Raw genomic sequence first — 26,190 nt, 5'->3', positions numbered from 1 at the left:
GAAATGGCTGAGGTAACGACGATCCCCAATCCTGGCCACACATCCTCGTGGTATGCGGCCTCCGCCAATGTCAAATCCGTGCGACCAACGCTCGAAGGCGCGCTGGAAGCCGATGTCTGCATCATCGGTGGCGGTTTCACCGGCATTTCCGCAGCGCTTGAACTCAGTGAACGCGGTTATGCCGTCATCGTGCTGGAAGGCGTGCGTGTCGGCTTCGGCGCCTCGGGCCGCAATGGCGGCCAGATCGTCAATGGTTACAGCCGTGATCTCGAAACCATCGCCGGCCGTTATGGTAACGACAAGGCAGTTAAACTCGGGGAAATGTCGCTGGAAGGCGGCGCAATTATCCGTGAGCGCATCGCCAAATATGACATCGACTGTGATCTCGTCGATGGTGGCTTCTTCGCCGCCTTCACGCCGAAACAGATCCGCGAGATGGAAGCTCACAAGGCCCATTGGGAAAAGCACGGCCATGGCGGGCTGGAAATGGTCTCCAGGGCGGATGTCGATACTTATGTAAAGTCCGACCGTTATGCCGGCGGCATGATCGACCGCCTCGGCGGCCACATCCATCCACTCAATCTGGTGCAGGGCGAGGCGGCGGCGGCCGAAAGTCTCGGCGCCCGCATATTCGAAAATTCGCGGGTGATCTCGGTAGAACAGGGTGCAAGCCCCGTGGTGCGCACGGCAACGGGCAGTGTGAAGGCCAAATATGTGCTCGTCTGCGGTAATGCCTATCTGGGCACATTGCTGCCAGAAATCGGCGAGCGGATGATGCCGGTCTCAAGTCAGGTCATGGCGACGGAACCGCTCGATGCCGATCTGATAGAGGCGCTTTTGCCCGCGGATTATTGCGTCGAGGATGCCAATTACATTCTCGATTATTACCGCCGCACCTCGGATAACCGCCTGCTTTACGGCGGCGGCATCGGTTATGGTGGCAGCGACCCGGCCGACCTGACGGGCGTTATCCGCCCGAACATGCTGAAGACTTTTCCGCAACTGGAAAAGACCAGGATCGACTTCGCCTGGAGCGGCAATTTTGCGCTGACGCTAACGCGCATCCCGCATATGGGCAGGCTTTCGGACAATATCTATTTTTCGCATGGCGACAGCGGCCATGGCGTCACGACCACACATCTGCTCGGCAAGATACTGGGCGAGGCCGTTGCCGGCCACGCCGAACGTTTCGATGTCTGGAGCTCGCTGCCGAACTATCCGTTCCCCGGCGGCAAGACCTTCCGCGTGCCGCTGACCGTGCTTGGCGCCTGGTGGTACGGCATGCGGGACAGGCTCGGCTTTTAGAGCATTTCCAGCAAAAGCGCGAAGCGGTTTCGCGTCCAGAAATGCAATGAAACAGGGAGTTAGAACGTCACTGTTTTAAGGCCGGAAAGCGCATTTTTCGCGATTTCTTCCGGTGTGGTGTCGATGCTGACGGTGACGACGCCCGGTTCGCCGGTCGGCACTTCCAGCGTCGCAAGCTGGGTCTGAAGCAGCGAGAGCGGCATGAAATGGCCCTTGCGTTCACCCATGCGCCGGCTGAGAAGCTCCAGGCTGCCATCCAGATAAACGAAAGCAAGCGGGCTGCCGGTAGCCGTGCGAAGCCGGTCACGGTAGATTTTCTTGAGTGCCGAGCAGGAGACGACGACACCGTTGCCTTCGCTGCCCTTGCGCAGTTCCGCGCCGATCAGGTCAAGCCAGGGCCAGCGATCTTCGTCCGTCAGCGGAATGCCCTCGGACATTTTATCGACATTGGCTTTCGGGTGAAGCTTGTCGCCTTCAATAAAGGCGATGCCCAGTTTTTCCGCAAGCTCCTCTGCGACCGTGGACTTGCCAGAGCCGCTCACTCCCATCACGACGATTGCCTGTGTCACCCGAACCTCTGATGTTTCTGTTTCGACGGTCAGCCCCTAACATGTGCGGCAGGTATCGGGAATATAAAAATGCGGCGCCAGCCCGTGTCAGTGCCCGGTTTTGCGGGCTGCGGTTCTTTCCAGCGCGGAAAAGGCAGAGTGGATCAGAATTGCCAGTGCGGCGACGATCAAGCCGCCCTGCAGGATGAAGGCGAGATTGTTGGATTGCAGCCCGGCGATGATCACTTCGCCAAGCGTGCGCGCCGCTACCGTGGAGCCGATTGTGGCTGTTGAAAGGCTGATGACCGCCGATAACCGGATACCTGCAAGAATGGCGGGCAGGGCAAGCGGCAGTTCCACTTTGACAAGCCGCTGCCAGCCGGTCATGCCGCTGCCTCTGGCGGCATCCATCACCGTGGCGGGCAGGGTGGTAAGCCCCGTCAGCGTATTTTCGAATACCGGCAGCAACGCGTATAAGAACAGCGCAATAAGCGTCGGTTTCTCCCCGAAACCGATCATCGGCACCGCAAGCGCCAGCACCGCCACGGGCGGGAAGGTCTGGCCGATATTGACGATGCTGCGCGACAGCGGCAGGAAATCCGCCCCGAAAGGCCGGGTGACGAGAACTGCGAGCGCGCCCGCTACCAGCGTGGCCAGCCCCGTGGCGATCGCCACGGTGGTCAGATGCGAGAGGGTGAGGGAGAGCAGATTGGCCTGCGTGTAGATCGCCGGTGCATTGGCCTGCACGAGAGGGCGGAATATCGGCGCGAAGATTTGCGGCGCTGCAAGAAAGACGATCAGCACCAGCACCAGAAAGCCGATTGCAAGGAAAGAGGCCGCGTTTTTCATGAGGCTCCGGCAGCACGCTGGAGGAGAACGTCCCGCCGCACCCGGCCGGCGAGCTGGCCGTCATCTTTGACGACCGGCAGGACATCGCAGCCCGCCCATAACATCGCTGACAGGGCATCGCGCTGGCTTGTATGTTCGGTGAGCGGTTCACCCTCGGCGCTTCCCGGCTCCACTATGTCAGCAATCGAGAGAACAGACAGCAGTTTCAGCGCGCGCTCGTTTTCGCCGATCATGGTGCGTACGAAATCGGTTGCCGGTTTCAGCACCAGTTCGGCCGGCGGGCAATCCTGCACGATGCGGCCCTTGTCCATCACCGCAATGCGATCCGCCAGATGAAAGGCCTCGTCCATATCGTGCGTCACGAGGACGATGGTCACGCCGAGCTTTTTTTGAATATCGAGAAGATCGTTCTGCGCCTTGGCGCGGATCACCGGGTCCAGCGCGCCGAAGGGTTCATCCATCAGCAAGATATTAGGCTCTGCGGCAAGTGCCCGCGCCACGCCGACACGCTGCTGCTGGCCGCCGGAAAGCTCATGCGGAAAACGATCCGCATAAAGCGCGGGATCAAGCTGGAAGAGGTGCATCAACGCATCGATTTTCGCCTCGATACGCTTGCGGTCCCAGCCGACCAACTGCGGAACGGTGGCGATATTCTCCGCCACCGTCCTGTGTGGAAACAGGCCATGGCCCTGAATGGCATAACCGATCTGTCGGCGCAGTTTGTAACCCGGCATCGTGCTGACATCCTCGCCGTCGATCCGGATTGTGCCGGAGGTCGGTTCCACCAGCCGGTTTATCATCCGCAGCAACGTGGTTTTCCCCGATCCTGACGTGCCGACGATGACGGTCACGGTGCGCGGTGCGACGGTCAGCGACACTTGATTCACCACGGCCGCATCGCCATATCGTTTTGTGATGGTGTCGATCTCGATCATGCCTGTTGCCTTCCGCCTGCGCTGAAGAGATTGCTGTCGATGAGGGCATCGAGTGTGATCGCAGCGGCAAAACCGAGGAGAACGGTCGGCACGGTGCCGAGCAGTACGAGGTCCATCGCCGTCTGCCCGATGCCCTGAAACACGAAAACGCCGAAACCGCCGCCGCCGATCAGCGCGGCGATGGTCGCCAGCCCGATATTCTGCACCAGCACGATACGGATACCAGTGAGGATGACCGGCATGGCCAGTGGAAATTCCACCCGCAGCAGCCTTTGCACCGGTGTCATGCCGAGCCCGCGCGCCGCTTCCCGAACCGCCTGCGAGACGCCGGAAAGGCCGACAACCGTGTTGGAAACGACCGGCAGCAGCGAATAGAGAAACAGCGCCACGAATGCGGGCGCCATGCCGATGCCGGCAATGCCGATCTTTGCCGCGCCCGGCACAGTGGCGGCGATCCATCCGAGCGGCGCGATCAGAAGGCCAAAAAGGGCGATGGACGGGATGGTCTGAATGATGTTGAGGCTGTTCAGCAGGCCGGCACGCAACCGCTCGACCTTGTAACAGAGTATCCCCAGCGGAATACCCACGACGGTCGCCGCGATCAGCGAACCGATGGCCAGCTCCACATGCCGCAGGGCCTCGGTCCAGAATATATCCGCCCGGCCGTCATATTCCTTGATGATGGAGAGGTCATTCCACAGGCCGCTGGTCAAGACCGCTGCGAGGGTAGCGATGGCTAGCAGCAGCAGAAAAATACGCATGGCGGGCTTCGGCTGGAGACGCGCAATGCAGTCCGTCGCAAGCAATGACAGTCCGGCAAACATCAGCCAGAACCCGTTGGCAGGCGAAACGCGGGCAAAACTGTTACCCTCCGGTATCAGGGCGGTGGCCGCCTGTCCGACGAAGATTGCCAGTGCCGCCAGCCCCCCCAGCGCCACCACCAGTTTTAGCCGCGCCGGGAAGCGAAAGAAGGCGATGAAGGCGGCAATCAGGATAATGGCGACAAGCAAGGCTGCGGCCATTTCGGGAAGGGCTTCGAAAATCGTTCGTGCTTCACCCTGAACAATCCGATTGGCGCGGAATATCATGAAGGGCGAGGCGGAGAGTGCATAGAGCAGCAGGCACGAAATCAGCACACCCACCTTGTCAGGCCATTTCGTCAAATTGCGCTCCCCCTGGACGCCAAGCTGGGGCGGGATGTTGAAAACCGCACCTGCTTTTCGCCATCCCGCATCATTGTCTCATAGGTGATTATTTGACGAAACCGTTCTTTGTCAGGAAGTCGAGTGCCACGGTCTTGGCCTGTTCGCCACCCACCTGTACGCGAGCATTCAGATCCTGCAGCGTCGCCAGATCAAGTTTTTCGAACACGGGTTTCAACAGTTCCTCGATATTGGGGTTCTTTTTCAGAACCTCTTCGCGAATGACCGGCGCAGGCTGATAGACCGGCTGAACATGTTTGTCGTCTTCCAGCACGACAAGCCCCGAAGGCGCGATGCCGCCATCTGTGCCGTAAACCATGGCGGCATTGGCATTGTTGGTCTGATTGGCGGCAGCTGCGATCGTGGCCGCCGTGTCACCGCCGGACAGCGTGATCAGCTGCTCCGGTTTCAAGGTAAAGCCATAGGTCGTCTGAAACGCCGGCAAGGCGGCGGCGGAATTGACGAATTCGGAGGATGCGGCAAGAACCACCTCACCGCCATCGGCGACATATTTACCGAAGTCCGAAAGCGACTTCAGATTGTTCTTGTCGGCAACATCCTTGCGTAACGCGATAGCCCAGGTGTTGTTTGCCGGGGATGGCGTCAGCCAGACGATCTTGTTGGCGTCGTAATCGAGCGTTTTTGCCTCTTCGTAGCCCTTGGCGGCATCCTTCCAGAGCGGATCATCGGCCTTGGAGAAAAAGAAGGCGGCATTGCCGGTATATTCCGGGTAGATGTCGATTTCGCCCGCCGTGATCGCTTTCCGCACCACCGGGGTGGCGCCAAGCTGGATGCGGTCCGTCGTCTCGATATTATTCTTGTTCAGCACGGCAAGGATGATGTTGCCGAGAACGCCGCCCTCAGTGTCGATCTTCGACGACACAACCACCTGCGCCTGAGCGATGGAAACAGAAAAGGCAAGCGCAAGCCCGGCGCCCGTTAACGTCATCAAGCGGTTCATGAATGGTCCTCCGGTGGGTCAGCCTGCTGAACAGGCGAGAGATCGCCGCCGCAGTTGCGGCTGAATATCAACGGGTGGGAGGAAAAATGGTTGCACGCCAGTCAGATTTTTAGCGCTGGCGTTTCCGTCAGGTCTCGCCGTTCGGCTTGCGGGCGTCCTTGCCCATGACGAGCGGCATGAGGACGGAGAGGAACAGAAGCCTTATGACATGATGGGAGCCGACATAGGCAGTATCGGCATGCATCATCACCGCCATGGCCGCCATGGTTTCAAGACCGCCCGGCGCATAGGCGATCATCACGGCATTGAGCGGAACGCCGGTGACGCTGGAAATCATCCAGGCAATGCTGCCGGCAATCACCATCACGGCGATGGTGACGACGAAGCCGGCCAGAAAACCCTTGCGCACTTCCATCAGCGATACGTTGGAAAAACGCGTGCCAATGAGACAGCCGATCAATACATAGACCGGCAGGCTGAGCCAGGTGGGAACGCCGCCCTCTGTGAGGCCGGTAATATGGGTGCCGATGGAAATTGCCACGCCGCCAAGCAGCAGGGCTGCCGGAAATCTCCAGCGCAGGAAAAGCCAGCCGGTCAGAAGCGAGGCGGCGATGGTTAGCGCCAGGGTTAGCAGGCCCATTGGCGGGTTGGTTATCAGCGGTTCGGTGCTGACCAGATCGAAATATTCAACGATCAGCGGCACGGACAGCGTCAGCGCCAGTACCCTGACGCTCTGCACGATGCTAACGGTCGCGAGGTCGCTTTTCGTCTCTGCCCCAAGGCTGATGATATAGCTGAGGTGGCCGGGGGAAGCGCCCAGCATCGCCGTCGTCCGGTCGTATCCGAAACCGTAGTGCAGGATCCAATAGGCGACATAGAGCATGATGACGACGGCGACGAGCACCACGACGAAGCTCAGCGGCCATGTCTTTGCCGCATCGATGACCGAGGGCGTTACGCTCGTTCCCATCGATATGCCGACGACGACGAAACAGGCATTGCGGATGAAGGCGGGAATTCCAAGCTTGACGCCCGCCAGTCCGGTGATCGTTACGGCAACCGCCGGCCCGGAAAGGAAGGGGGCGGGGACATGCAGCAGGCTGGCGAGCAGTGCGCCCATGCTGCCGACAAGGGCGGTAAGCGCAAATGTATGGAATTCAGGCTTGATGATCATTGCGACGCTGATTGGTTGCTTGAAAAAGCTCGTGACCAAATGCGCCGCTTCGTCAGGCGGCGTCAACCTGCATCGCCAAAAATATTGTATTTCATGAGTATTTTATAAAAGAAAAACCCGCAACCTGTGGGCGCGGGCTTTGGCTTTCGCTGTTCTGGTATCCGCGAGATCAGGCGGCGGGAAGGGTCATGGCCTTCGGCATTTCCGTATCGATCCCGAGCAGGAAGTTGATCTGCGGGCGCGCCTTGACCAGATCGTCGATCGAATATTCCGCAAGAACATCAAAGAAGGCATTGAGCGCCTTGCGCAGCGCCGAGTTCAAGCCGCAGCTGTCCACAAGCGGACACTCCACGGCACCGTCCTCGAAGCATTCTGCCATGGCAAAGCTGTCTTCGGTCACGCGCACCACGTCGAACAGGCTGATCTTTTCGGCAGGCTTGCCAAGCCGCACGCCACCATTGCGGCCGCGCACGGTTTCTACGAGGCCCGCCTTGTTGAGCGGCTGCAGGATTTTGAAAAGGAATAGCTCAGATACGCCGTAAGCCCTGGCGATCTCCGGAATGCGGCTCAGCTTGCCTTCATTCGCAGCGCAATACATCAACATGCGAACGGCATAGTTGGTCTGTTTGGTCAAACGCATGCTGGTCTCCTAACTCTCAATGTGGAGTTATATAGTCTCTTTTTCAGTTTAGAACAATTCCAGAAACCGAAAAAACTGGCGGCCATTCGATATTTCTCGAACAGCCTTGTTGACCGCTTCAATGATTCATGAACAAACAAGTCAAGAATCTGAATGTAATGGAGGCATTCGTAATGGCAAGCTTGAAATCGTATTTTTCCGCTGCCGTTTTTTCAGGGCTGACGATCCTTTCCGGCGCGCCCGCGGCTTTTGCGGAAGGCGAGGTGAATGTCTATTCCTATCGCCAGCCCGAGCTGATCCAGCCGCTGCTCGATGCCTTCACGAAAGAAACGGGCATAGAAGCCAACGTTCTTTTCCTCGACAAGGGGCTGGTGGAGCGCATTCAGGCCGAGGGCGTCAACTCGCCCGCCGATCTGCTGCTGACAGTTGATATCGCCCGTCTCGTTGAGGCGAAGGAAGGCGGCGTCACGCAGCCGGTTCTGAACGATCCAGTGATCGAGAAGGACATCCCCGCCAATCTGCGCGATCCGCAGGGCGAGTGGTTCGGCCTGACGACGCGCGGCCGGGTGGTCTATGCCTCGAAGGAGCGGGTAACCCAGAAGGACATTACCTATGAGGAGCTTGCCGACCCGAAATGGAAGGGCAAGATCTGCATTCGTGATGGCCAGCATTCCTACAATATTGCCCTGATCGCCTCGATGATCGCTCATCATGGCGTCGATTACACCCGCACATGGCTGACCGGTCTGAAGAACAATCTTGCCCGCAAGCCGGATGGGACCGACCGCAGCCAGGCGAAATCGATCTTTTCCGGCGAATGTGACATCGCGCTCGGCAATACCTATTATGTCGGCCTGATGCTGACCAATGACCAGGAACCGGAAGAAAAAGTGTGGGCGGGATCGGTGCGGGTGATCTTCCCCAATGCCGGCGACCGCGGCACGCATGTGAATATTTCCGGCATGGCACTGACGAAATATGCGCCCAACAAGGACAATGCGCTGAAGCTGATGGAATTCCTTGCGTCCCGCGAGGCGCAGGAAATCTACGCCAAGCAGGTCTTTGAATATCCGGTACTGCCGGGTGCCGAGCCGTCCGATGTCGTCAAGGGTTTCGGGCCCATCAATCCGGATAAGCTACCGTTGACGGATATTGCCGCTCATCGCAAGCAGGCGTCCGAACTGGTGGACGAAGTGGGTTTCAACGACGGTCCGACCAACTGACGCCGTTCTCAAGGCTTGCAACTCGAGTGCCGGGATTATCGGCGGGTCAGTTGCCCGCCGGTTTGTTATCGAGTGAAGCGTTGTAATCGAGGATTGCTTTACGCCTTTCTGGTGTTCCCGGATGGGTGGAGACGATGCTGGTGCCGCCCTTGTCGCCGAGCTTTTCCTCAAGCAACGCGAAGAAGCGCTCGATGGCGGTGGGGTCGAGCCCAGCCTTGCGCATCAGTACCACGGAGCGCTCGTCCGCCTGCCGCTCGGCATCGCGCGAATGTGATAGCGCCAGAAGACCGCCGCCCTGGGTGAGAATATCTTCCATGGCCGAACCGACATCACCGGCAATCAGCATGACGAGACCGGCGACACCGGCGGCGCGATAAAGCTGTCGCAGGCTGTGCTCATATTCCACATGGCCGATTTCATGCGCGAGAACGCCGGTGATCATCTGCCTGTCGTCACCTGCCAGCTCCACCAGCTCATCCGTCAGTACCAGCGTTCCATCCGGCAGCGCGAAGGCATTGGGGCCGATGTAACCGCCCTTGCGGAAATTCAGCTTGTAGTCCTCAGGCGAACCTTCCGCATGTGCGGCGATCCGGGCAAATTCCGCGCGGATGGCATCCTGCTCCTCCTGTGGTAGTTCGCTTGCGGAGAAGACTGTCTGGTCGAAGGCCTGCATGGTACTGGCCGACATGATCTGCGGAACGATCGGCGGCGTGACAGCGACGGCCAGTTCGACGAGCGCGGGAAGCGCCAGCTTGTAGGTGCCATAGGCCAGAAGAACGGCTGCCGCGGTGATGCCGATCAATCGTGGACGGAACTGTTCCAGCCAGTGCACGACGCCGGTGCGTCTGGCGATATGAGCGTGCAGCAATCTGTCCACGCCGTCATTGTCACGTGTTTCGAACAGCGAACCATCGGGAAAATGCAACTCCCGGGGAATGGCGCCCACCCGGTGGCTGATCTCGACCGTTTTTATCTCGGCCTGGGTTCTGACATGGTTGTCCTTCGCGTCGAGCACGAGAAGGACCGTGCCGCCAAGCTTCAGCCTGGCGGCGCTGGAAAGGCTGGAGCGAGCGGCATGCCACTCGCCCGAAACGGTTTCTCCAATATCAGAAACCAAATTCGAAGCCTTCCATATCCATATATTCGGCGCTGACGGCAGCACCCGTTGCTTCCATCGAAGAAAGGACCTCGCCCACATCGCCGTTGAAGCGGATCGCCGTGCGTTCCACGGTATAACGCGCCTCGCGCACCGCTGCCCATGGCCGCATCAGGCCGAGTGTGAAAACGGTGACAACAAGGTTGGAGATGACGATCCAAAGGTAGCGCCCGCGATGCAGGTCGCTGTGCAGGTCGTGCTTTCCATCCAGCAGCATGGACGAAATAACGACGTTGCGAACGCCCGTGCGATAAACGACGCCCGCGAGGCCATAAACCAGAAATGCGCCGAAAAGGCCGACATAGAGGGAGGCAAGCGCGGTAACCATGGCGGCCGTCTCGTCTTCGAGGATAGCGCTATTGGCCGCAAAGGCGGCAATGCCGAAGAAACCGACCACGGTGCTGCCGATCACCACCATGATCGCAGGAATGATCCAGACCCGGTAAAGCGCGCTGATCTTCGGGTCGGCACTGAAAGGCCGGTCACCGTAACGCAGGTTGCTGAAAATGTAGCGGTTTGCCCAGCGGCTGGACAGTGGCGCCAGAATGCCGAAGGAGAAAAGCGCGACGAGGCTGCCAAGCAGAATGGAGACGAAGGCGCCTCCCGCAGTGCCGACGAAATCGAAACGGACATTGCGATAGCTCGTCACCCGCGCATTGAAACGAATGCTGCGCGTGATGAGCCAGGGAAAGAAGATCATCAGCAGGATCGCCGGCACGAAGACCAGAAACGGATGGATGAGGCCAACAAGCTGCGAGACGACGATGAATGCAAATGCAATCAGCCGACCCTTGAAGATTTGCCCGCCGGTGGCGTGATAACCGAAAGCGCGGCCGGCCAGCACGGTGTTGCCATTGAAGTAACGCTTGCGGCGCACCTTTGCCCAGGCGGAATAGATGCCGATCGTGACGATCGTCAGCAGAATATTGACGATCCAGATGCCAAAATATTCCTTGGCATTTCCACTGAACGAGCCACGTTCGAGCGCGCGCTGATCCGCGCTGACTGAGATTTCACTCATGATAGTCCCTCATGACATGCCCCTCTCCGGGCAGATTGAGTTTGCAGGCTTCCCCGTAATCGTCGATTGGCAGCGTCCCCACGCCGCAACGGCTCTCTTACGCGATAACAGCTTTAAGTGGAATTATTTTGACGAAAAAACTTGATTTTTATAGTAGTCTTTTTAGTCAAAAAAGCCCCGCTGTTTTCGCAGCGGGGCTTTTTGTTTTGGTTGCCGGTTTTTCGGCTTATTTCATCGTCGGCATGACGAATTCGGCACCCGACTTGATGCCGGACGGCCAGCGCGAGGTGATCGTCTTGGTCTTGGTCCAGAACTTGATCGAATCCGTGCCGTGCTGGTTAAGGTCACCGAAGCTCGAGGCCTTCCAGCCGCCGAAGGAGTGGTAGGCAAGCGGAACCGGGATCGGAACGTTGACGCCGATCATGCCGATGTTGATGCGGCTTGCGAAGTCGCGTGCGGCATCGCCGTCACGGGTGTAGATCGCAACGCCGTTGCCGTACTCATGCTTCATCGGCAGTTCCAGCGCATCTTCGTAGTTCTTGGCGCGAACGACCGACAGAACCGGTCCGAAGATTTCCGTCTTGTAGATGTCCATGTCAGGTGTGACGTGGTCGAACAGGCAGCCGCCGACAAAATAACCGTCCTCGTAACCCTGCAGCTTGAAATCGCGGCCATCGACCAGCAGTTTTGCGCCCTGTTCAACACCGCTGTCGATCAGACCCTTGACGCGTGTCTGGGCTTCCTTGGTGACGAGCGGGCCCATATCGGCCTTGTCATCGGTATAGGGGCCGATTCTCAGGCTTTCGATCTGCGGGATGAGCTTTTCCACGAGACGATTGGCCGTTTCTTCGCCAACCGGAACCGCAACGGAAACAGCCATGCAGCGCTCGCCGGCCGAACCGTAACCCGCACCCATCAGTGCATTCACCGCCTGATCGAGATCGGCATCCGGCATGATGATCATGTGGTTCTTCGCGCCGCCGAAGCACTGCGCGCGCTTGCCGTTCATGGCGGCAGTGCCGTAGACGTAGCGGGCGATCGGCGTCGAGCCAACGAAGGAGACCGCGCCGATATCGGGATCGGTCAGGATGGCGTCGACAGCGCCCTTGTCACCATTGACGACATTGAGGATACCGGCCGGAAGACCGGCTTCGATCATCAGTTCGGCAAGACGGATCGGCAGCGACGGATCGCGCTCGGAAGGCTTGAGGATGAAGGCGTTGCCGCAGGCGATCGCCGGCGCAAACATCCACATCGGGATCATGCCGGGGAAGTTGAACGGCGTGATGCCGGCACCGATGCCGACCGGCTGACGGATCGAATACATGTCGATGGCCGGGCCAGCGCCCTCGGTGAACTCACCCTTCTGCAGATGCGGAATGCCGCAGACGAATTCGCAGACTTCGAGGCCACGGATGATATCACCCTTGGAATCCTCAACAGTCTTGCCGTGCTCGCTGGAAAGCAGCACTGCCAGCTCGTTGAGGTCGCGGTTCAGAAGTTCGACGAATTTGAAAAAGACGCGGGCGCGGCGCTGCGGGTTGGTGGCAGCCCATTTCGGCTGTGCCGCCTTGGCGCTTTCAACGGCGGCGCGCAGTTCGGCGTCGCTCGCAAGCGCAACGGCTGCCTGCACTTCGCCGGTCGCCGGGTTATAGACATTCGATGTGCGGCCGCTGGTGCCCTGCACATGCTTGCCGTTAATGAAATGACCGATTTCCTTCATGGGTAATCCTCCGCGATTTTTTGATGGGTGCAGCATTGCACTTGAATTTGTACAAAGCAATGAACTCGGATAAGAAACCGTTGTGCGTAAATTAAAGCACGATGAGCATTCTTAGGCGTTTCCTGATCCGGCACGGCGAGTTCGCCATTCAAAAAGAAAGTCAAAAGATGGCAAGCGATGAAACTGTCGTGAGGATGGCTGAAATAGAAATCGATCCGACCCATCTGGAAGCCTATCGCAGATTGCTTGCAGAGGAGATCGAGGCTTCTGTCCGTCTTGAAAATGGCGTGCTTGCATTAAATGCGGTGGCGATCAAAGGCAGCCCGGAAAAGATTCGCATCCTCGAAGTTTATGCGAACCAGGCGGCATATGAGGCGCATCTGCAAACGCCGCATTTCCTGAAATATAAACAGCGTGTGGCGGGAATGGTGACATCGCTTACTTTGATCGAAGTTGAACCCGTAATGATGCGTGGCAAGCCATGAATTGGGATGACGTCCGCATATTCCTTGCCGTTGCCCGCTCCGGGCAGATTCTCGCCGCTTCGAAACGGCTCGGTCTGAACCATGCAACGCTTTCGCGGCGATTGACGCTGCTGGAGCAGGCACTGAAGACCCAGCTTTTCATCCGCCGGACGAATGGCTGCGAAATGACCGAGGAAGGTCAGCGGTTTTTGGGTGCCGCCGAGCGCATGGAAACCGAAATGCTGAATGCCCAGGCCAATCTCGGCCGCGTCGATACGGCGGTGGCGGGAACGGTGCGCATCGGCGCGCCGGACGGTCTTGGCGTTTCCTTTCTCGCACCACGGCTCGGCCGGCTGACGGCCCGTTATCCTGATCTCAAAATCCAGCTCGTGCCGGTGCCGCGTTCCTTCTCTTTGTCGCAACGCGAGGCCGATATCGCCATCACCATCGAACGGCCGGAGCAGGGCAGGCTGATGTTCTCAAAGCTCACTGATTATTCGCTCGGGCTTTATGCCTCAGCGGACTATCTGGCCGAATATGGAACGCCGGCGGATGTCGAAGCGCTCAAGCGCCATCGTCGCATCGGTTATGTGGAGGACCTGATCTTCTCGCCCTCCCTGAACTTTACGGGCGAGATCATGCGCGACTGGGACGCCGCCTTTGAAATCTCCAGTGCCACCGGCCAGACGGAGGCGGTGCGGTCGGGGGCGGGCATCGGCATTCTGCACAATTACATCGCCGGGCAATATCCTGAACTTCTGCGGATCATGCCGCATATCAGCATCATCAGGTCTTACTGGACGGCTTATCACGAGTCCGCCCGCCAATTGGTCCGTGTCCGCACCGTAGTTGATTTTCTTCAGGAACTTGTTGCCGAAGAGCGGCGAATCTTCGCCTGAGGTCGATAGGTCGATCCATTAGTAATATTAATTGCACAAGTTAGCCCGCTCCGGGCTTGACAAGGGGTGGCTGGCTGAACGACCAATGCAGCCATTGGGAGAGATCGGAACTGACATGTCGACTATGATACGAAAGCTTTCGCCGACTGGCCTCGGCGTGGCCGTCATGCTGCTTGGAATGCTGCTTTTCGCGTTGAACGATGCCATGGGAAAATGGCTCGTATCGACCTATAGCCAGGGGCAGGTTATCCTGATCCGAAGTGCTGCGGCCCTCGTCATCCTTGTCCCCATCGTCTGGCGAGCCGGCCTTTCCGGTCTAGTGAAGGTCGAGCGGCCCGGATTGCAGGCGGCGCGTGTCTTCTTCTCCACTGCCGAGCTTTTCTGTTTCTACTTCGCGGTTGCGAGCCTGCCACTGGCAGATGTCATGACCTACTGGCTGGCAGCGCCCATTTATGTGGCGGCTCTGGCGCCGTTTCTGCTCGGAGAAAAGGTCGGCTGGCGTCGGTGGACAGCCATCGCCATCGGTTTCGTCGGCGTTCTCATCGCCTTGAAACCAAGTTCGGCAAGCCTCACTTCCGCTGCGCTGTTTTCCATTCTCGGCAGTGCTGCCTTCGCCTTCATGATGTTGTCCGGACGCCAGCTGCGCAATACGCCGGATACGGTGCTTGCCTTCTGGCAGATCATCGGTGCCGGTGTTGCGGGCATCGTTGCGGTGTTTCTGACCCCATCCGGCTGGCTGCCGGTCCAGTCCAGCTTCGATCTGGCGTTCCTCAGCCTGCTTGGCGTGGTCGCCATGGCGGCGCATGTGCTGGTCAATCGGGCTCTGAAGCTTGCCGATGCTGCGACCGTCGCGCCGCTGCAATATACGCTGCTGCTGTGGGCGGTGATCTTCGGCTGGGCATTCTTCGGGGATGTGCCGCATATCAGCATCGTCATTGGTGCGGGCCTGATTGTTCTATCCGGCCTCTATATTTTCTTCCGCGAAAATACGCTCAAGCGGCGCCGCGAAACGGCGGAAGGACTGGTCGAAGAACAGGTTTGATCTTTCCTGACCACTGTCGATACAATCACGGGACTTGACGAAGGCGTGATCTTCAGGGAGTAAGAGAAGGCCCTGCGATCATATGTCTCGCATGGGCAGAGGAAACAAAGGTGCCGGGCCCCTCTGGCGAGAGTTTTACGGCGCTCTCGCGATGTCGGTACCGCCTGCAAAAATTGGCCGGCGGATTAAAAACTATGAAAAACCTGAATGTGCTTCGCGCGCGTGCTTTCTGCGTGCGGCCTGACGCTCCGCGTCGGTCCGTGAACGTCCTCGTTATCGGAGGCGACCGGACATGAGCCCCGCCCAGAAAACCACGCTTTCCTACTTCAAGTGGGCATTTATCGTCACCATCGTCGGTCTGATCCTCGGCGGTTATCTCGGCTGGGAAATGACCGGAACGGTGGGCGGCACGGTGACGATCTTCTTCATCTGCGTCGTTCTAGCGGTGCTGGAAATCTCGCTTTCCTTCGACAACGCCATCGTCAACGCCAACAAGCTCAAGGATATGACGCCGGTCTGGCAGCACCGCTTCCTGACCTGGGGTATCCTGATTGCCGTTTTCGGCATGCGTATCGTCTTCCCGCTGCTCATCGTCGTCGTTGCCGCAAATGTCGGCCCCTGGACGGCAATCGTCATGGCGGCAACGCAGCCAGAACGTTATTCGGAAATCATGCGTGACGCCCATCTGCCGATTGCGGCTTTTGGCGGCACCTTCCTGATGATGGTCGGTCTCAATTTCTTCTTCGACCATGAAAAGGACGTGCACTGGGTGCGCTGGATCGAGGAAAAAGCTGCGACCTATTCCTCCGTCAAGGGCATCGAGATCGCCTTCGTGCTTGTCGTCATGCTGGTGTTTTCCCGTATCATCGGTGCCAGTGACAACCCGGAACTCGGCCCGGTCGCTGCCAACACCTTCTTCCATTCGGCGATCTGGGGTCTTTTGACCTTCCTGCTGGTGGAAGTCGTCGGCGGTATTCTCGATCGCAGCCAGGAAATGCTGGAAGGCGCGGCCAAAGGTGGCTTCGGTGCGTTTCTTTACCTCGAAGTGCTGGATGCCAGCTTCTCCTTCGACGGCGTGATCGGTGCTTTCGCACTGACCCAGAACCTCTTCATCATCGCCATCGGCCTCGGCATCGGCGCCATGTATGTGCGCTCGATGACGATCATGCTGGTTGAGAAGGGAACGCTTGCCGAATACCGCTATCTGGAACACGGCGCATTTTACGCGATCCTTATCCTGTCGGTCATCATGTATGTGCAGACCATGTTCCATATACCGGAGGTCATCACCGGTCTTGGCGGTGCGACCCTGATCGGTATTTCGCTCTGGTCGTCGATCCGGCATAACCGGCAGCAAGGCGCCAATGCCGCTGATACGGCCCGCGGTGCAGAAATCTGAGCAACGCGGAAATCTGATCCACAACGATCCTTGCCTTCCGCCTCTGCGGCGGAAGGCAGTTTTTAAGCACTGAATTTCTGTCTGCTTATTTTTATTGCTCATCTGAGTTTGCAGAAAATCTGGCCGTGGCGCCAGGATCGCACGACAAATGGTTGTTTTTTCTCATATTTGTGCGCTGCAATAAAGTTGGCACGCTTCCTGCTTCTCTTGCTTTAAGTCCAGAGGGGACGTTGGAAGCCCGGAAAACGGGTCCAGAAACGCCGCCGCGCTGTTTGACCTATCCGGTCTGCAACAGCGCGGCGGTTTTGTTTGTGCGCCATGGTTCTTGAGTTTTGCCTTTCGTTGCCTGAAAAAGGCACGATAACGACTGGAAGGTTTATCGGCGTGCCTGCAGAACTTTCGCCCACGGAAGCCTTGGGGCTCTGGCATCGCGTCGCGATCGAGCAGGTTATTGCCGACGCGCCGGATTTGACCTTGCGCCAGACGGCCATCCTGCTGCAGATTTATCTCGTGCCGCCACCGCACACCGTTCGTGGTCTCGCCGCAATGCTCGGCGTGACCAAGCCGGTCATCACCCGCGCACTCGACAGTCTGGGGGCGCTGGGGCTGGTCGACAGGGTGCGGGATGAACGGGACAGGCGCAATGTTGTGATAAAACGCACCGTCACAGGTGCGCTCTATCTGGAAAAATTCGGCGATCTGATTATTGATCAGGCGCGTAAGATCTAACTCTGGACGTGAAACCTATGATGCTCGACCGCCGCCTGAATGTCTTCCGCTCTGACCTCGCCGATGAAAAACTGCAAGGCGTGGTGCAGGCCGACCGCTTCGTCAGTGGTTCGCCCGCGCAAGTCGCCGTTCCCGTCATTGGCCTGCGACCGACACCAGACTTAGCCTCCGGTATCGATACGGAGCTTTTGTTTGGCGAAACTGTTCGTGTTTTCGACAGAGCGAACGGCTGGGCATGGGTGCAGGCGGATGCCGATGGTTACGCCGGTTACGTGCCGGAAACCGCTATCGGCGATGTCGTTGCCGCCACCCATCGTGTCGTCGCGCCGCGCACCTTTCTCTATCCTGCCGCTGAATTGCGCAAGCCGCCGGTCGCGGCCCTTTCCATGGGCAGCCTTGTTCGCATCGTCGGCGAGGCCGAGACGCGTGGTACCCGCTATCTCATGACTGAAAAAGGCGAGGGCATCATCGCCGCCCATTGCCGTGCAGTCGGTGATACTCTCGAAGAGGATTATGTGGCGATAGCACTGCGCTTTATCGAGACACCCTATCTGTGGGGCGGACGCTCCGGCCATGGCATCGATTGTTCCGGCCTCGTGCAGCTTTCCATGGCAATGGCGGGTCGGCGGGTTCTGCGTGATACCGATATGCAGGTAAAGTCGCTCGGCGTGGAGATAGAGCGCGACGAATTGCGCCGCGGTGACCTTGTTTTCTGGAAGGGCCATGTCGGCCTCATGGAAAACGAGGAAACGCTGCTTCACGCCAATGGGCATACGATGAATGTCGCTCGCGAAAATCTCGATGCGGCCATCGAGCGTATCGGCTGGCTTTATGAAAAGCCGACGGCTTTTCGTCGTCTGGAGGGCTGAGAAAGCCGTTTTCACGAAATCGTGCCCGCGCCACCCTTTGTAGGACGGTCGTCAACGGCCTACATCTGAGGAAGGATGGTACGGGACCGGCATCGATGAAGACAAAAACCGCGACAAAATTGGCAGCATTCCTGACGGCGGTTCTATTGAGCGCCTCGGCTCAGGCGCAGACCGTTTTCCAGAATGGCTTTGCCCCGGCACCCGATGCCTATGCGAACCTGCCTGGTGTCAAGGATCCGCGCACGCTGCAGCCCAAGGTGCGTTATACCTGCCACAGCGAACTGGGAAGAACCGGATATTCCAGAGGTGCCTACCGCAACGTTTTTGGCAGCCGGGGACTTCCCGTTCAGGGTTATCGCTGCACGGATGAAAACGGCATTTCCAGCTTCGGTGGCAGAAATCCGGTCTCGAAGGACTGGTATCCCGGCATCAATCCCGTCGACCCGACCTTCTGAGGCAAAGGCACTGAGTGCCTCTGCCCGAAAGGTGCGGTACGCTTTTCGAAAAATCCGATGCGTGCGCAAAACTAAGGCCCTCTGCTGTCGGTGCTCTGGACTTGTTGTCGCTTTTTCAGATAAGTCTTTGCCATGACAGGTCGAGACCTGCCGAGGTGCGGGGTGACGTCGGGTCTCGGCCGATGTTGGGGAATGCGAGCATGACGAAGACCGATATAGCGACCCGTGTCCACAATCACACCTGGAAGCTCGATCCGATCGTTCGCAGCCTGATCGATACGGATTTTTACAAGCTCTTGATGTTGCAGATGATCTGGAAGCTCTATCCGGAAGTCGACGCGACATTTTCCCTGATCAACCGTACCAAGACGGTGCGGCTGGCCGAGGAAATTGACGAGATGGAACTGCGCGAGCAGCTTGATCACGCGCGCACCCTGCGTCTCTCCAAGAAGGAGAACATCTGGCTCGCGGGTAACTCCTTTTACGGTCGCTCGCAGATTTTCGAGCCGGAGTTCCTCTCCTGGCTTTCGAGTTATCAATTGCCGGAATATGAGCTTTTCAAGCGTGACGGGCAGTATGAACTGAACTTCCATGGCCGTTGGATGGATACGACGCTCTGGGAAATTCCGGCGCTGGCAATCATCAACGAGTTGCGCTCGCGCAGCGCCATGCGTTCGCTCGGTTATTTCACACTGGATGTCCTTTATGCCCGGGCGAAGGCCAAGATGTGGGAAAAGGTCGAACGGCTGCGGGAACTGCCGGGCCTGCGCATTTCCGATTTCGGCACGCGCCGTCGCCACAGCTTCCTGTGGCAACGCTGGTGCGTCGAGGCGCTGAAGGAAGGCATTGGACCGGCTTTCACGGGCACCAGCAATGTTCTGCTCGCCATGGATTCCGATCTCGAAGCCGTGGGTACCAACGCGCATGAATTGCCGATGGTCGTTGCAGCACTCGCGCAGACGAACGAGGAACTGGCGGCCGCCCCCTATCAGGTTCTGAAGGACTGGAACCGGCTTTATGGCGGTAACCTGCTGATCGTGCTGCCTGATGCCTTCGGCACGGCAGCGTTTCTGCGCAACGCGCCGGAATGGGTGGCGGACTGGACTGGCTTTCGTCCAGACAGCGCGCCGCCGATCGAAGGCGGCGAAAAGATCATCGAGTGGTGGCAGAAGATGGGGCGCGACCCGCGCAAGAAAATGCTGATCTTTTCCGATGGCCTCGATGTCAACGCGATCATCGACACCTACCGGCATTTCGAAGGCCGGGTTCGCATGAGCTTCGGCTGGGGCACCAATCTGACCAACGACTTTGCCGGCTGTGCGCCGAAGACCATCGCCAGCCTCAAGCCGATCTCGATCGTCTGCAAGGTCAGCGATGCCAATGGCCGGCCTGCGGTCAAGCTCTCGGACAATCCGCAAAAGGCGACGGGCGAGCCGGCCGAAGTGGAGCGCTACCTGAAGTTCTTCGGCGAGGAAGACCACAAGGAACAGAAGGTTCTGGTTTGAGAAAGACCGGGCGCTCCGGTCAACGAAGCGCCCGTGGAAGTGATTACTTCGCGAATTGATGTGCGATGTAATGGAAGAGCGCACGGATACCCTGCGCCTCGCCGCCAATCGACGAGTGATGCCTCTCGCTCAGCGACCAGCCGTAAATGTCGAAATGCGCCCAGCGCTTGGTGTTTGTCACGAAACGCTTGAGAAACAGGGCTGCGGTGATCGAGCCGGCCATGCCGCCTGACGGGGCGTTGGTGATATCGGCTGCCCGCGAGCGGATATCCTTGTCATATCCCATATAGAGCGGCATCCGCCACAGCGGGTCGTCGATATCGATGCTGGCTTCCGCGATGTCGTGGGCCAGATCTTCGTCATCGGTATAAAAAGGCGGCAGATCCGGGCCAAGGGCAACGCGGGCGGCGCCCGTCAGCGTCGCCATGTCGATCATCAGGTCCGGCGCATCCTCATCGGCATAGGCCAGTGCATCCGCCAGAACGAGACGTCCCTCGGCGTCAGTATTGTCGATCTGCACCGTCAGGCCCTTGCGGCTTTTGTAGATGTCGCCGGGGCGGAAGGCATTGGAAGAGATGGAATTTTCGACGGCCGGTACAAGCACGCGAAGGTCGATCGGCAGCTTCGCGTCCATGATCATCAGTGCAAGGCCAAGAACATTGGCCGCTCCGCCCATATCCTTCTTCATCAAAGCCATGGAGGCAGCTGGTTTGATATCGAGACCGCCTGTATCAAAGCAGACGCCCTTGCCGACGAGGGTGAGACGCGGATTGCCCTTCTTGCCCCAGTTCATCTCAAGGAGGCGCGGGGCGCTTTCGCTGGCGCGGCCAACGGCGTGGATCAGCGGGAAGTTTTCCTTCAACAGATCGTCGCCGGTGGTGACGCTGACCTTTGCCTTATAATGAGCGGCAAGGGCACGGAAGGCGATTTCAAGCTCGTCCGGCCCCATGTCATTGGCCGGTATATTGATGAGATCGCGGGCAAGGAAAACGCCGGCCAGAATGCGCTTGATCTCGCCGTCTTCCGCATCCTGCGGAATGAGAAGCTTTGCCCCGTTGGTCTTGGTGGTTCTGTATTTGTCGAAGCGATAGCTGCCGAGGCCGAAGCCGAGCGCCAGGCGGTTGGCGGTCAGGGGCGCCGTTTCGATGTGCCACTCGCCTTCCGGCAGTTCACGGGCGAGTTTGCCGGTTATGAAGGGAATTTCGGAGGGATTGCCGCCAAGCCCGAGAAGCGCGCCACCCAGCGAACCGTCGGCCGAAGGCACGAGCAGGATGGCGCCTGCTTCTGCCTTGAACCCGGCCTTTTTCGCCCAGTCCAGAGCGACAGGATCGATGGCGCCCTGTTCGATATGGGCTGGCGTGACGGCAAAAACCGGTAAGGTGCTGCCGGCCTTCGAGCTGAAAGGGGTGGGGCGTTCGATGAACTGATAGGGCGCCATTGTATGCTTCCGTTGGTGCATCGGCCCGAAAATCGGAATGATTTTCGATAGGAACGATGCGTAGTTTCAAAGTGCCGGAGCGGCCTTTTGCATCCTCTCGGACGCGGCGCTCCAGTGTCGTGAATCGGTGCGATTAACGCTCTGTTAGGGTTAACAGATTATTGCTTTAGTGAAAGTTGCGTCATGTGAGTCTGTCGTATGTCGGGCGCAAGATCGATCATTTTTGGGCGGGGGCGCTGCCATGACTGCTTTTTCTTTGGCCAAAACAGGCCGGACCGGATTGCTGCGCGGAACGTGCCTGTTAGCGCTGGTTCTAGCCGTTTCCGGATGCGCGAGCACCAACAAGCCGGATCGCATGTCCACCGGTTCCATTCCCGCCGCCACGCGTTCCTATGATACGATGAACATGGATCAGCTGCGGCAGGCGGAAGCGACCGCCGGCAAGGCCTATGAGCGCAGTCCCAAGGACAAGTCGGTGGGCATGAACTATGCCAGCGTGCTGATGATGACGGGCAAGAATACCCAGGCGCTCGCCGTCATGCAGCAGATTGCCATCGCCAATCCGGCGGATCGCGATGTGCTTGCGGCCTATGGCAAGGCGCAGGCGGCGGCCGGCCAGCTGGAGCAGGCGCTTTCGACCATACAGCGGGCGCAGACCCCCGACCGTCCCGACTGGCGGCTTTATTCCGCCGAAGGTGCGGTGCTCGACCAGCTGGGCCGCTCGAACGAGGCGCGCTCGCGGTACCGGCAGGCGCTCGATCTCAAGCCGAACGATCCAAGCGTGCTTTCGAACCTTGGCATGTCCTATGTCCTGTCGAGCGATCCGCGCACCGCCGAAACATATTTGCAATCCGCCATTTCGCAGCCCGGCGCGGATAGCCGCGTTCGCCAGAACCTTGCGCTTGTTGTGGGTCTTCAGGGACGTTTCGCCGAAGCCGAGCGCATCGCGGTTCAGGAGCTTTCGGCGCAGCAGGCGCAGGCAAATCTCACCTATCTGCGCGCGATGCTCTCACAGCAGAATTCCTGGCAGCAGCTGGCGAAAAAAGACGCAAAGCCTGCAGGCTGATAAGGCTTTTAGGTGCAGCCGCCGGCATAAGTGGCCGGCGATCTTGCCAGCCGGGATCGGAATATACCGCCGCGCAAAATGCCGGCGGTTTTTTATTTGAACGTGTCCATAACCCGGATGATGGCCGGCCCGAGGATGACGGCGATGAGCACCGGTAGGAAGAATATGATCATTGGCACGGTCAGTTTCGGTGGCAGCGCCGCGGCTTTCTTTTCGGCCTCGTTCATGCGCTCGTCACGGCCTTCCTGCGCAAGAACGCGTAGCGCCTGAGCCAGCGGCGTGCCATAGCGCTCCGCCTGGATAAGCGCCTGCACCACGCTTTTGACCCCATCCAGCTGTGTTCGCATACCGAAGTTCTCCAGGGCAATGCGCCTGTCCTGAAGGAAGGAGAGCTCGGCTGTCGTCAGCATCATTTCTTCCGCCAGTTCGGGTGACTGCTCGCCCATTTCTTCCGCCACACGGCGCATCGCGGCTTCCATCGAGACACCGGATTCTATGCAGATCAGCATCAGATCCAGCGCATCCGGCCACGCACGCTTGATCGACCCCTGTCGCTTTGTCATGGCGTTGGAAACGTAGATATTCGGCGCGTAAAAACCGATATAGCCGAAAAGCAGGACAGCCATCAGCCTGACGACAAAGGCCTTGTCAGCGAGGTTTCCCAGGACGAAAACCCAGGTAAAAGCGATGGCAAGAAAGGCGAATGGCAGGACGAATCGCGCGGCGAGAAATGTGTTGAGCGCATTCTGTGAACGAAAACCCGCTGCACGCAGCTTGTTCATCGTATTCGCGTCGGCAAGTGCTTCCTGAAGATTGAACCTTTCGACGATGCGGCGCGCGGACTTGTTGTTGCTGCCGCGCAACGAGGTCTTTCCGTCTCTGGAGGTCGTTGCGAGCCGCTCGCGTTCGCGGCTGCGGATAACATCGCGTTCCGTCGACACCGCTTTCATGCGCTTGGCGAAGTCCTTGCGCTCGAAGAACGGCATGATGAGGGTGTAAAGGGTGGCAAAAACCGCAAGCGTGACCAGAATGGCAATGATCGTCTGCGGATCCGTCAGGCGGGAAACGAGATTTCCTGTCATGGCCCCGCCCTCAGATATCGAAATTGATCATTTGGCGCATGATGAAAATGCCAATCAGCATCCAGATGCCGGATGCTCCGAGAATGATGTGCCCGCGCAAATCGGTGAAAAGCACAGACAGGTAATCGGGCGACGTGAAGTGCACCAGCGTCATGACGATGAAAGGCAGTGCCCCAATGATGACCGCCGAGGCTTTCGCCTCCATTGAGAGGGCATTCACCTTGGCGCGCATCTTCTTGCGGTCACGCAGAACTTTTGAAAGATTGGACAGCGCTTCTGAAAGATTGCCGCCCGCCTGCGCCTGAATGGTAATGACGGTGCCGAAGAAACTGACCTCGAACAGGGGCATGGTCAGCATCATACGCTCGATTGCCTGCGGAATGCTGATCCCGACCTGTTGTGCATCGACAACCCGCTGAAATTCCGTTTTCACCGGCTCCTGGCCATCGGATGCGATCAATCGCACGGCGTCGTTCAGCGGCAACCCGGACTTGATCGACCGGCACATGACGTCCAGCGAATTGGGAAACTCCTCCAGGAATTTTTTCTGCCGCCGCTTGAGAAGAAAGGCCAATACCCACCGTGGCAGTCCCAACCCAACGACCACTCCTATAAGCAGAGCGATGAGCGGCGACAGGCCATAAAGAATTGCTATGATACCGGCGGCAACAGCCCCGCCTGCGCTCAGCAGGTGGAACTGCCGGATCGAAAGTCGCAGGCCAGCCTGAACCAGTTTGTCGCGCAAACTGACATTCTTTGTCCTTTTTGCCTTTTCATTTTGTTTCTTTTCCATTTCCCGCAGGCTGTCCTGCATGGATTTGCGGCGTTTGCCGAGCTCCTGGACCCGGTCGCGCGCAGCTTTGATATTGGCGTGGTCCGTTTCCGCAGCCTTCACCCGCTTGAAACGGCTGGTGGTCTTTTTTTCGACCTCTATCTGCTGAAAAAGGAAGGCGTAAGCCAGCGCTCCTGCCGAAATGGCGACAAGTACGGCCAGTAACAGGATTGTCGGGTCCATGGCAGTCGCCTTCCCTTAGGATGTCTTTTCCATTTCGTCGAGCGCGGCCGCCAGACGTTTCTCTTCGCCATAATAACGTGCGCGATCCCAGAAATGCGGTTTGCTGATGCCGGTCGACACATGTCTGCCGATCAGCTTGCCATTCGCATCTTCGCCTTCAATCTCGTACCGCATCAAATCCTGGGTAACGATGACGTCGCCTTCCATGCCGATGACTTCGGTAACCTGCGTTATCCGGCGGGAGCCGTCGCGCAGGCGCGCCGCCTGAACGACGATATCGATTGATCCGGAGATAATTTCGCGCACGGTCTTGGCCGGCAGGGTAAAGCCACCCATGGCAATCATGGATTCGATACGGCTAAGGCATTCACGCGGCGTGTTGGCGTGCAGCGTCCCCATCGAGCCGTCGTGACCGGTGTTCATGGCCTGAAGCAGGTCGAAAACTTCCGGTCCACGCACTTCGCCGACGATGATACGTTCTGGACGCATACGAAGGCAGTTCTTGACCAGATCGCGCATGGTGATCTCGCCTTCACCTTCGATGTTTGGCGGGCGTGTTTCCAGCCTCACCACATGCGGCTGCTGCAGTTGCAGTTCGGCCGTGTCCTCACAGGTGATGACACGTTCGTCCCTGTCAATGAAACTGGTCAGGCAGTTGAGCAGCGTGGTCTTGCCGGAGCCAGTACCGCCCGAAATGACAATATTGCAGCGTACGCGCCCGATGATCTTGAGCAAGGTCGCGCCTTCGGGCGTGATTGCGCCGAAACGTACCAGCTGATCGAGTGTCAGCTTGTCCTTCTTGAATTTTCGGATCGTCAGCGCCGGTCCGTCAATGGCAAGCGGCGGCGCGATGACGTTGACGCGTGATCCGTCCGGCAGGCGGGCGTCGCATATCGGGCTCGATTCATCCACACGCCGGCCGACCTGGCTGACGATACGCTGGCAGATGGACAGCAACTGGCCGTTGTCACGAAAGCGGATGTCGGATTCAATGGTCTTGCCGCCAACTTCGATGAAGGTCTGGCCGGATCCGTTGACCATGATATCGGCAATATCGTCGCGGGCGAGAAGCGGCTCCAGCGGGCCGTAACCGAGAACGTCATTGCAGATGTCTTCGAGCAGTTCTTCCTGCTCGGCAATCGACATGGCGAAGTTCTTGATCGTGATGATATCGTTGACGATATCGCGAATTTCCTCGCGCGCGCTCTCCGCGTCGAGCTTGGCAAGCTGCGAAAGGTCGATCGTATCGATGAGCGCAGAGAAAACCTGGCTCTTGGTGTTGTAATAATCTTCCGTGCGCGCGCGTTTTTTCTGCGGCGACTGCGATGTTGCCTGCGCCTGGCGCGTCGCGGGCGACTGGCCGGGTTCAAGCGTGTCGATCGTAAGAGGCCGAGGCTCGGCTGCCACCGCCGCCTGCATGGGGACAGCTGCGGCCAAATCCGGCTTTGTGTTTCTGGATGGGCCGTCAGACCCGCGTTTTCCGAACATCG

At 58.5% G+C, this 26,190-nt stretch carries 25 protein-coding genes; 11 read left to right on the top strand and 14 right to left on the bottom strand.

Features of this window, described 5'->3' with window-relative positions; all coding sequences use genetic code 11:
* Window positions 1-3 precede the first annotated feature (3 nt).
* Window positions 4-1,305 (top strand): FAD-binding oxidoreductase, encoded by a 1,302-nt coding sequence (locus M0412_RS12035; RefSeq protein WP_269700404.1) that lies wholly within the window; start codon window positions 4-6, stop codon window positions 1,303-1,305.
* A gap of 59 nt (window positions 1,306-1,364) precedes the next feature.
* Here the strand turns inward: M0412_RS12035 and M0412_RS12030 are convergent, their stop codons facing one another.
* The 7 genes from M0412_RS12030 to rirA all read right to left on the bottom strand — a co-directional run bounded on the left by M0412_RS12030 (window position 1,365) and on the right by rirA (window position 7,614).
* A complete protein-coding gene (locus tag M0412_RS12030; protein ID WP_065114584.1) occupies window positions 1,365-1,853 on the bottom strand; it encodes a gluconokinase in 489 nt (162 codons plus the stop codon).
* A gap of 108 nt (window positions 1,854-1,961) precedes the next feature.
* A complete protein-coding gene (locus M0412_RS12025; protein WP_142855168.1) occupies window positions 1,962-2,702 on the bottom strand; it encodes an ABC transporter permease in 741 nt (246 codons plus the stop codon).
* Window positions 2,699-3,637 carry an ABC transporter ATP-binding protein gene (locus M0412_RS12020; RefSeq protein WP_269700400.1) on the bottom strand — a complete coding sequence of 313 codons (939 nt, stop codon included), beginning with the start codon at window positions 3,635-3,637 and terminating at the stop codon, window positions 2,699-2,701. Before M0412_RS12020 ends, M0412_RS12025 begins: the two co-directional genes overlap by 4 nt.
* Complete coding sequence (locus M0412_RS12015; RefSeq protein WP_269700398.1) at window positions 3,634-4,800, bottom strand: ABC transporter permease; 1,167 nt, start codon at window positions 4,798-4,800, stop codon at window positions 3,634-3,636. Before M0412_RS12015 ends, M0412_RS12020 begins: the two co-directional genes overlap by 4 nt.
* An 88-nt stretch (window positions 4,801-4,888) precedes the next feature.
* The gene (locus M0412_RS12010) at window positions 4,889-5,800 is read right to left on the bottom strand and encodes an ABC transporter substrate-binding protein (RefSeq protein WP_142840813.1); all 912 of its coding nucleotides are present in this window, start codon (window positions 5,798-5,800) and stop codon (window positions 4,889-4,891) included.
* Between the two features lie 127 nt (window positions 5,801-5,927).
* The gene (locus M0412_RS12005; RefSeq protein ID WP_269700396.1) at window positions 5,928-6,974 is read right to left on the bottom strand and encodes an AbrB family transcriptional regulator; all 1,047 of its coding nucleotides are present in this window, start codon (window positions 6,972-6,974) and stop codon (window positions 5,928-5,930) included.
* A gap of 169 nt (window positions 6,975-7,143) precedes the next feature.
* Window positions 7,144-7,614, bottom strand: coding sequence for an iron-responsive transcriptional regulator RirA (gene rirA / locus M0412_RS12000; protein WP_142840815.1), 471 nt, complete (start codon window positions 7,612-7,614; stop codon window positions 7,144-7,146).
* A gap of 173 nt (window positions 7,615-7,787) precedes the next feature.
* Between rirA and M0412_RS11995 the strand changes: the two genes are divergently transcribed.
* Entirely contained in the window at window positions 7,788-8,837 is a 1,050-nt protein-coding gene (locus tag M0412_RS11995; protein ID WP_237681389.1) for a Fe(3+) ABC transporter substrate-binding protein, read from the top strand.
* A 46-nt stretch (window positions 8,838-8,883) separates the two neighbouring features.
* On the opposite strand, the gene M0412_RS11990 is transcribed toward M0412_RS11995, so the two are convergent.
* From M0412_RS11990 to M0412_RS11980, 3 genes are all read right to left on the bottom strand, one after another.
* A complete protein-coding gene (locus M0412_RS11990) occupies window positions 8,884-9,954 on the bottom strand; it encodes a M48 family metallopeptidase (protein WP_269700392.1) in 1,071 nt (356 codons plus the stop codon).
* Window positions 9,944-11,014 (bottom strand): YjgN family protein, encoded by a 1,071-nt coding sequence (locus tag M0412_RS11985; protein WP_269700390.1) that lies wholly within the window; start codon window positions 11,012-11,014, stop codon window positions 9,944-9,946. Before M0412_RS11985 ends, M0412_RS11990 begins: the two co-directional genes overlap by 11 nt.
* 226 nt (window positions 11,015-11,240) lie before the next feature.
* Window positions 11,241-12,737: a CoA-acylating methylmalonate-semialdehyde dehydrogenase gene (locus tag M0412_RS11980; protein WP_269700388.1), complete on the bottom strand. Its 1,497-nt coding sequence runs from the start codon at window positions 12,735-12,737 to the stop codon at window positions 11,241-11,243.
* Window positions 12,738-12,904: 167 nt separating this feature from the next.
* On the opposite strand from M0412_RS11980, the gene M0412_RS11975 reads away from it, so the two are divergent.
* The 8 genes from M0412_RS11975 (at window position 12,905) to pncB (ending at window position 20,099) form a co-directional block, all read left to right on the top strand.
* Window positions 12,905-13,222 carry a putative quinol monooxygenase gene (locus tag M0412_RS11975; protein ID WP_269700650.1) on the top strand — a complete coding sequence of 106 codons (318 nt, stop codon included), beginning with the start codon at window positions 12,905-12,907 and terminating at the stop codon, window positions 13,220-13,222.
* Entirely contained in the window at window positions 13,219-14,100 is an 882-nt protein-coding gene (locus M0412_RS11970) for a LysR family transcriptional regulator (RefSeq protein WP_269700386.1), read from the top strand. The genes M0412_RS11975 and M0412_RS11970 overlap by 4 nt, the downstream gene beginning before the upstream one ends.
* 124 nt (window positions 14,101-14,224) lie before the next feature.
* Window positions 14,225-15,142 carry a DMT family transporter gene (locus M0412_RS11965; protein WP_269700647.1) on the top strand — a complete coding sequence of 306 codons (918 nt, stop codon included), beginning with the start codon at window positions 14,225-14,227 and terminating at the stop codon, window positions 15,140-15,142.
* A gap of 292 nt (window positions 15,143-15,434) precedes the next feature.
* Window positions 15,435-16,541 carry a DUF475 domain-containing protein gene (locus M0412_RS11960; RefSeq protein ID WP_269700384.1) on the top strand — a complete coding sequence of 369 codons (1,107 nt, stop codon included), beginning with the start codon at window positions 15,435-15,437 and terminating at the stop codon, window positions 16,539-16,541.
* A 384-nt stretch (window positions 16,542-16,925) separates the two neighbouring features.
* Window positions 16,926-17,270 (top strand): helix-turn-helix domain-containing protein, encoded by a 345-nt coding sequence (locus M0412_RS11955; protein ID WP_269700382.1) that lies wholly within the window; start codon window positions 16,926-16,928, stop codon window positions 17,268-17,270.
* A 17-nt stretch (window positions 17,271-17,287) separates the two neighbouring features.
* A complete protein-coding gene (locus M0412_RS11950) occupies window positions 17,288-18,139 on the top strand; it encodes a C40 family peptidase (RefSeq protein ID WP_269700380.1) in 852 nt (283 codons plus the stop codon).
* Window positions 18,140-18,234: 95 nt separating this feature from the next.
* Entirely contained in the window at window positions 18,235-18,594 is a 360-nt protein-coding gene (locus M0412_RS11945) for a hypothetical protein (protein WP_142840823.1), read from the top strand.
* Window positions 18,595-18,794: 200 nt separating this feature from the next.
* Window positions 18,795-20,099 carry a nicotinate phosphoribosyltransferase gene (gene pncB, locus M0412_RS11940; RefSeq protein ID WP_046799208.1) on the top strand — a complete coding sequence of 435 codons (1,305 nt, stop codon included), beginning with the start codon at window positions 18,795-18,797 and terminating at the stop codon, window positions 20,097-20,099.
* Between the two features lie 43 nt (window positions 20,100-20,142).
* On the opposite strand, the gene M0412_RS11935 is transcribed toward pncB, so the two are convergent.
* On the bottom strand, window positions 20,143-21,537 hold the full coding sequence (locus tag M0412_RS11935) for a M17 family metallopeptidase (RefSeq protein WP_269700376.1): 1,395 nt from the start codon (window positions 21,535-21,537) through the stop codon (window positions 20,143-20,145).
* A 355-nt stretch (window positions 21,538-21,892) separates the two neighbouring features.
* Here M0412_RS11935 and M0412_RS11930 point away from each other — a divergent pair, with 355 nt between their 5' ends.
* Window positions 21,893-22,603: a tetratricopeptide repeat protein gene (locus M0412_RS11930; protein ID WP_161991326.1), complete on the top strand. Its 711-nt coding sequence runs from the start codon at window positions 21,893-21,895 to the stop codon at window positions 22,601-22,603.
* 92 nt (window positions 22,604-22,695) lie between these two features.
* On the opposite strand, the gene M0412_RS11925 is transcribed toward M0412_RS11930, so the two are convergent.
* From M0412_RS11925 to M0412_RS11915, 3 genes are read right to left on the bottom strand one after another with little or no spacing between them, the layout of a single operon-like run.
* Window positions 22,696-23,685 (bottom strand): type II secretion system F family protein, encoded by a 990-nt coding sequence (locus M0412_RS11925; protein ID WP_046799210.1) that lies wholly within the window; start codon window positions 23,683-23,685, stop codon window positions 22,696-22,698.
* Window positions 23,686-23,695: 10 nt separating this feature from the next.
* Window positions 23,696-24,700 carry a type II secretion system F family protein gene (locus M0412_RS11920; protein WP_142840826.1) on the bottom strand — a complete coding sequence of 335 codons (1,005 nt, stop codon included), beginning with the start codon at window positions 24,698-24,700 and terminating at the stop codon, window positions 23,696-23,698.
* Window positions 24,701-24,715: 15 nt separating this feature from the next.
* Window positions 24,716-26,188: a CpaF family protein gene (locus M0412_RS11915; protein ID WP_142840827.1), complete on the bottom strand. Its 1,473-nt coding sequence runs from the start codon at window positions 26,186-26,188 to the stop codon at window positions 24,716-24,718.
* Between the last annotated feature and the right edge of the window lie 2 nt (window positions 26,189-26,190).

The sequence above is a fragment of the Agrobacterium sp. O3.4 genome (assembly GCF_041414895.1).
GTDB classification, from domain to species: Bacteria; Pseudomonadota; Alphaproteobacteria; order Rhizobiales; family Rhizobiaceae; genus Agrobacterium; species Agrobacterium cucumeris.
Note: the sequence above shows the minus strand (reverse complement) of the source record. Positions and strands in the feature narration are given on the sequence as shown.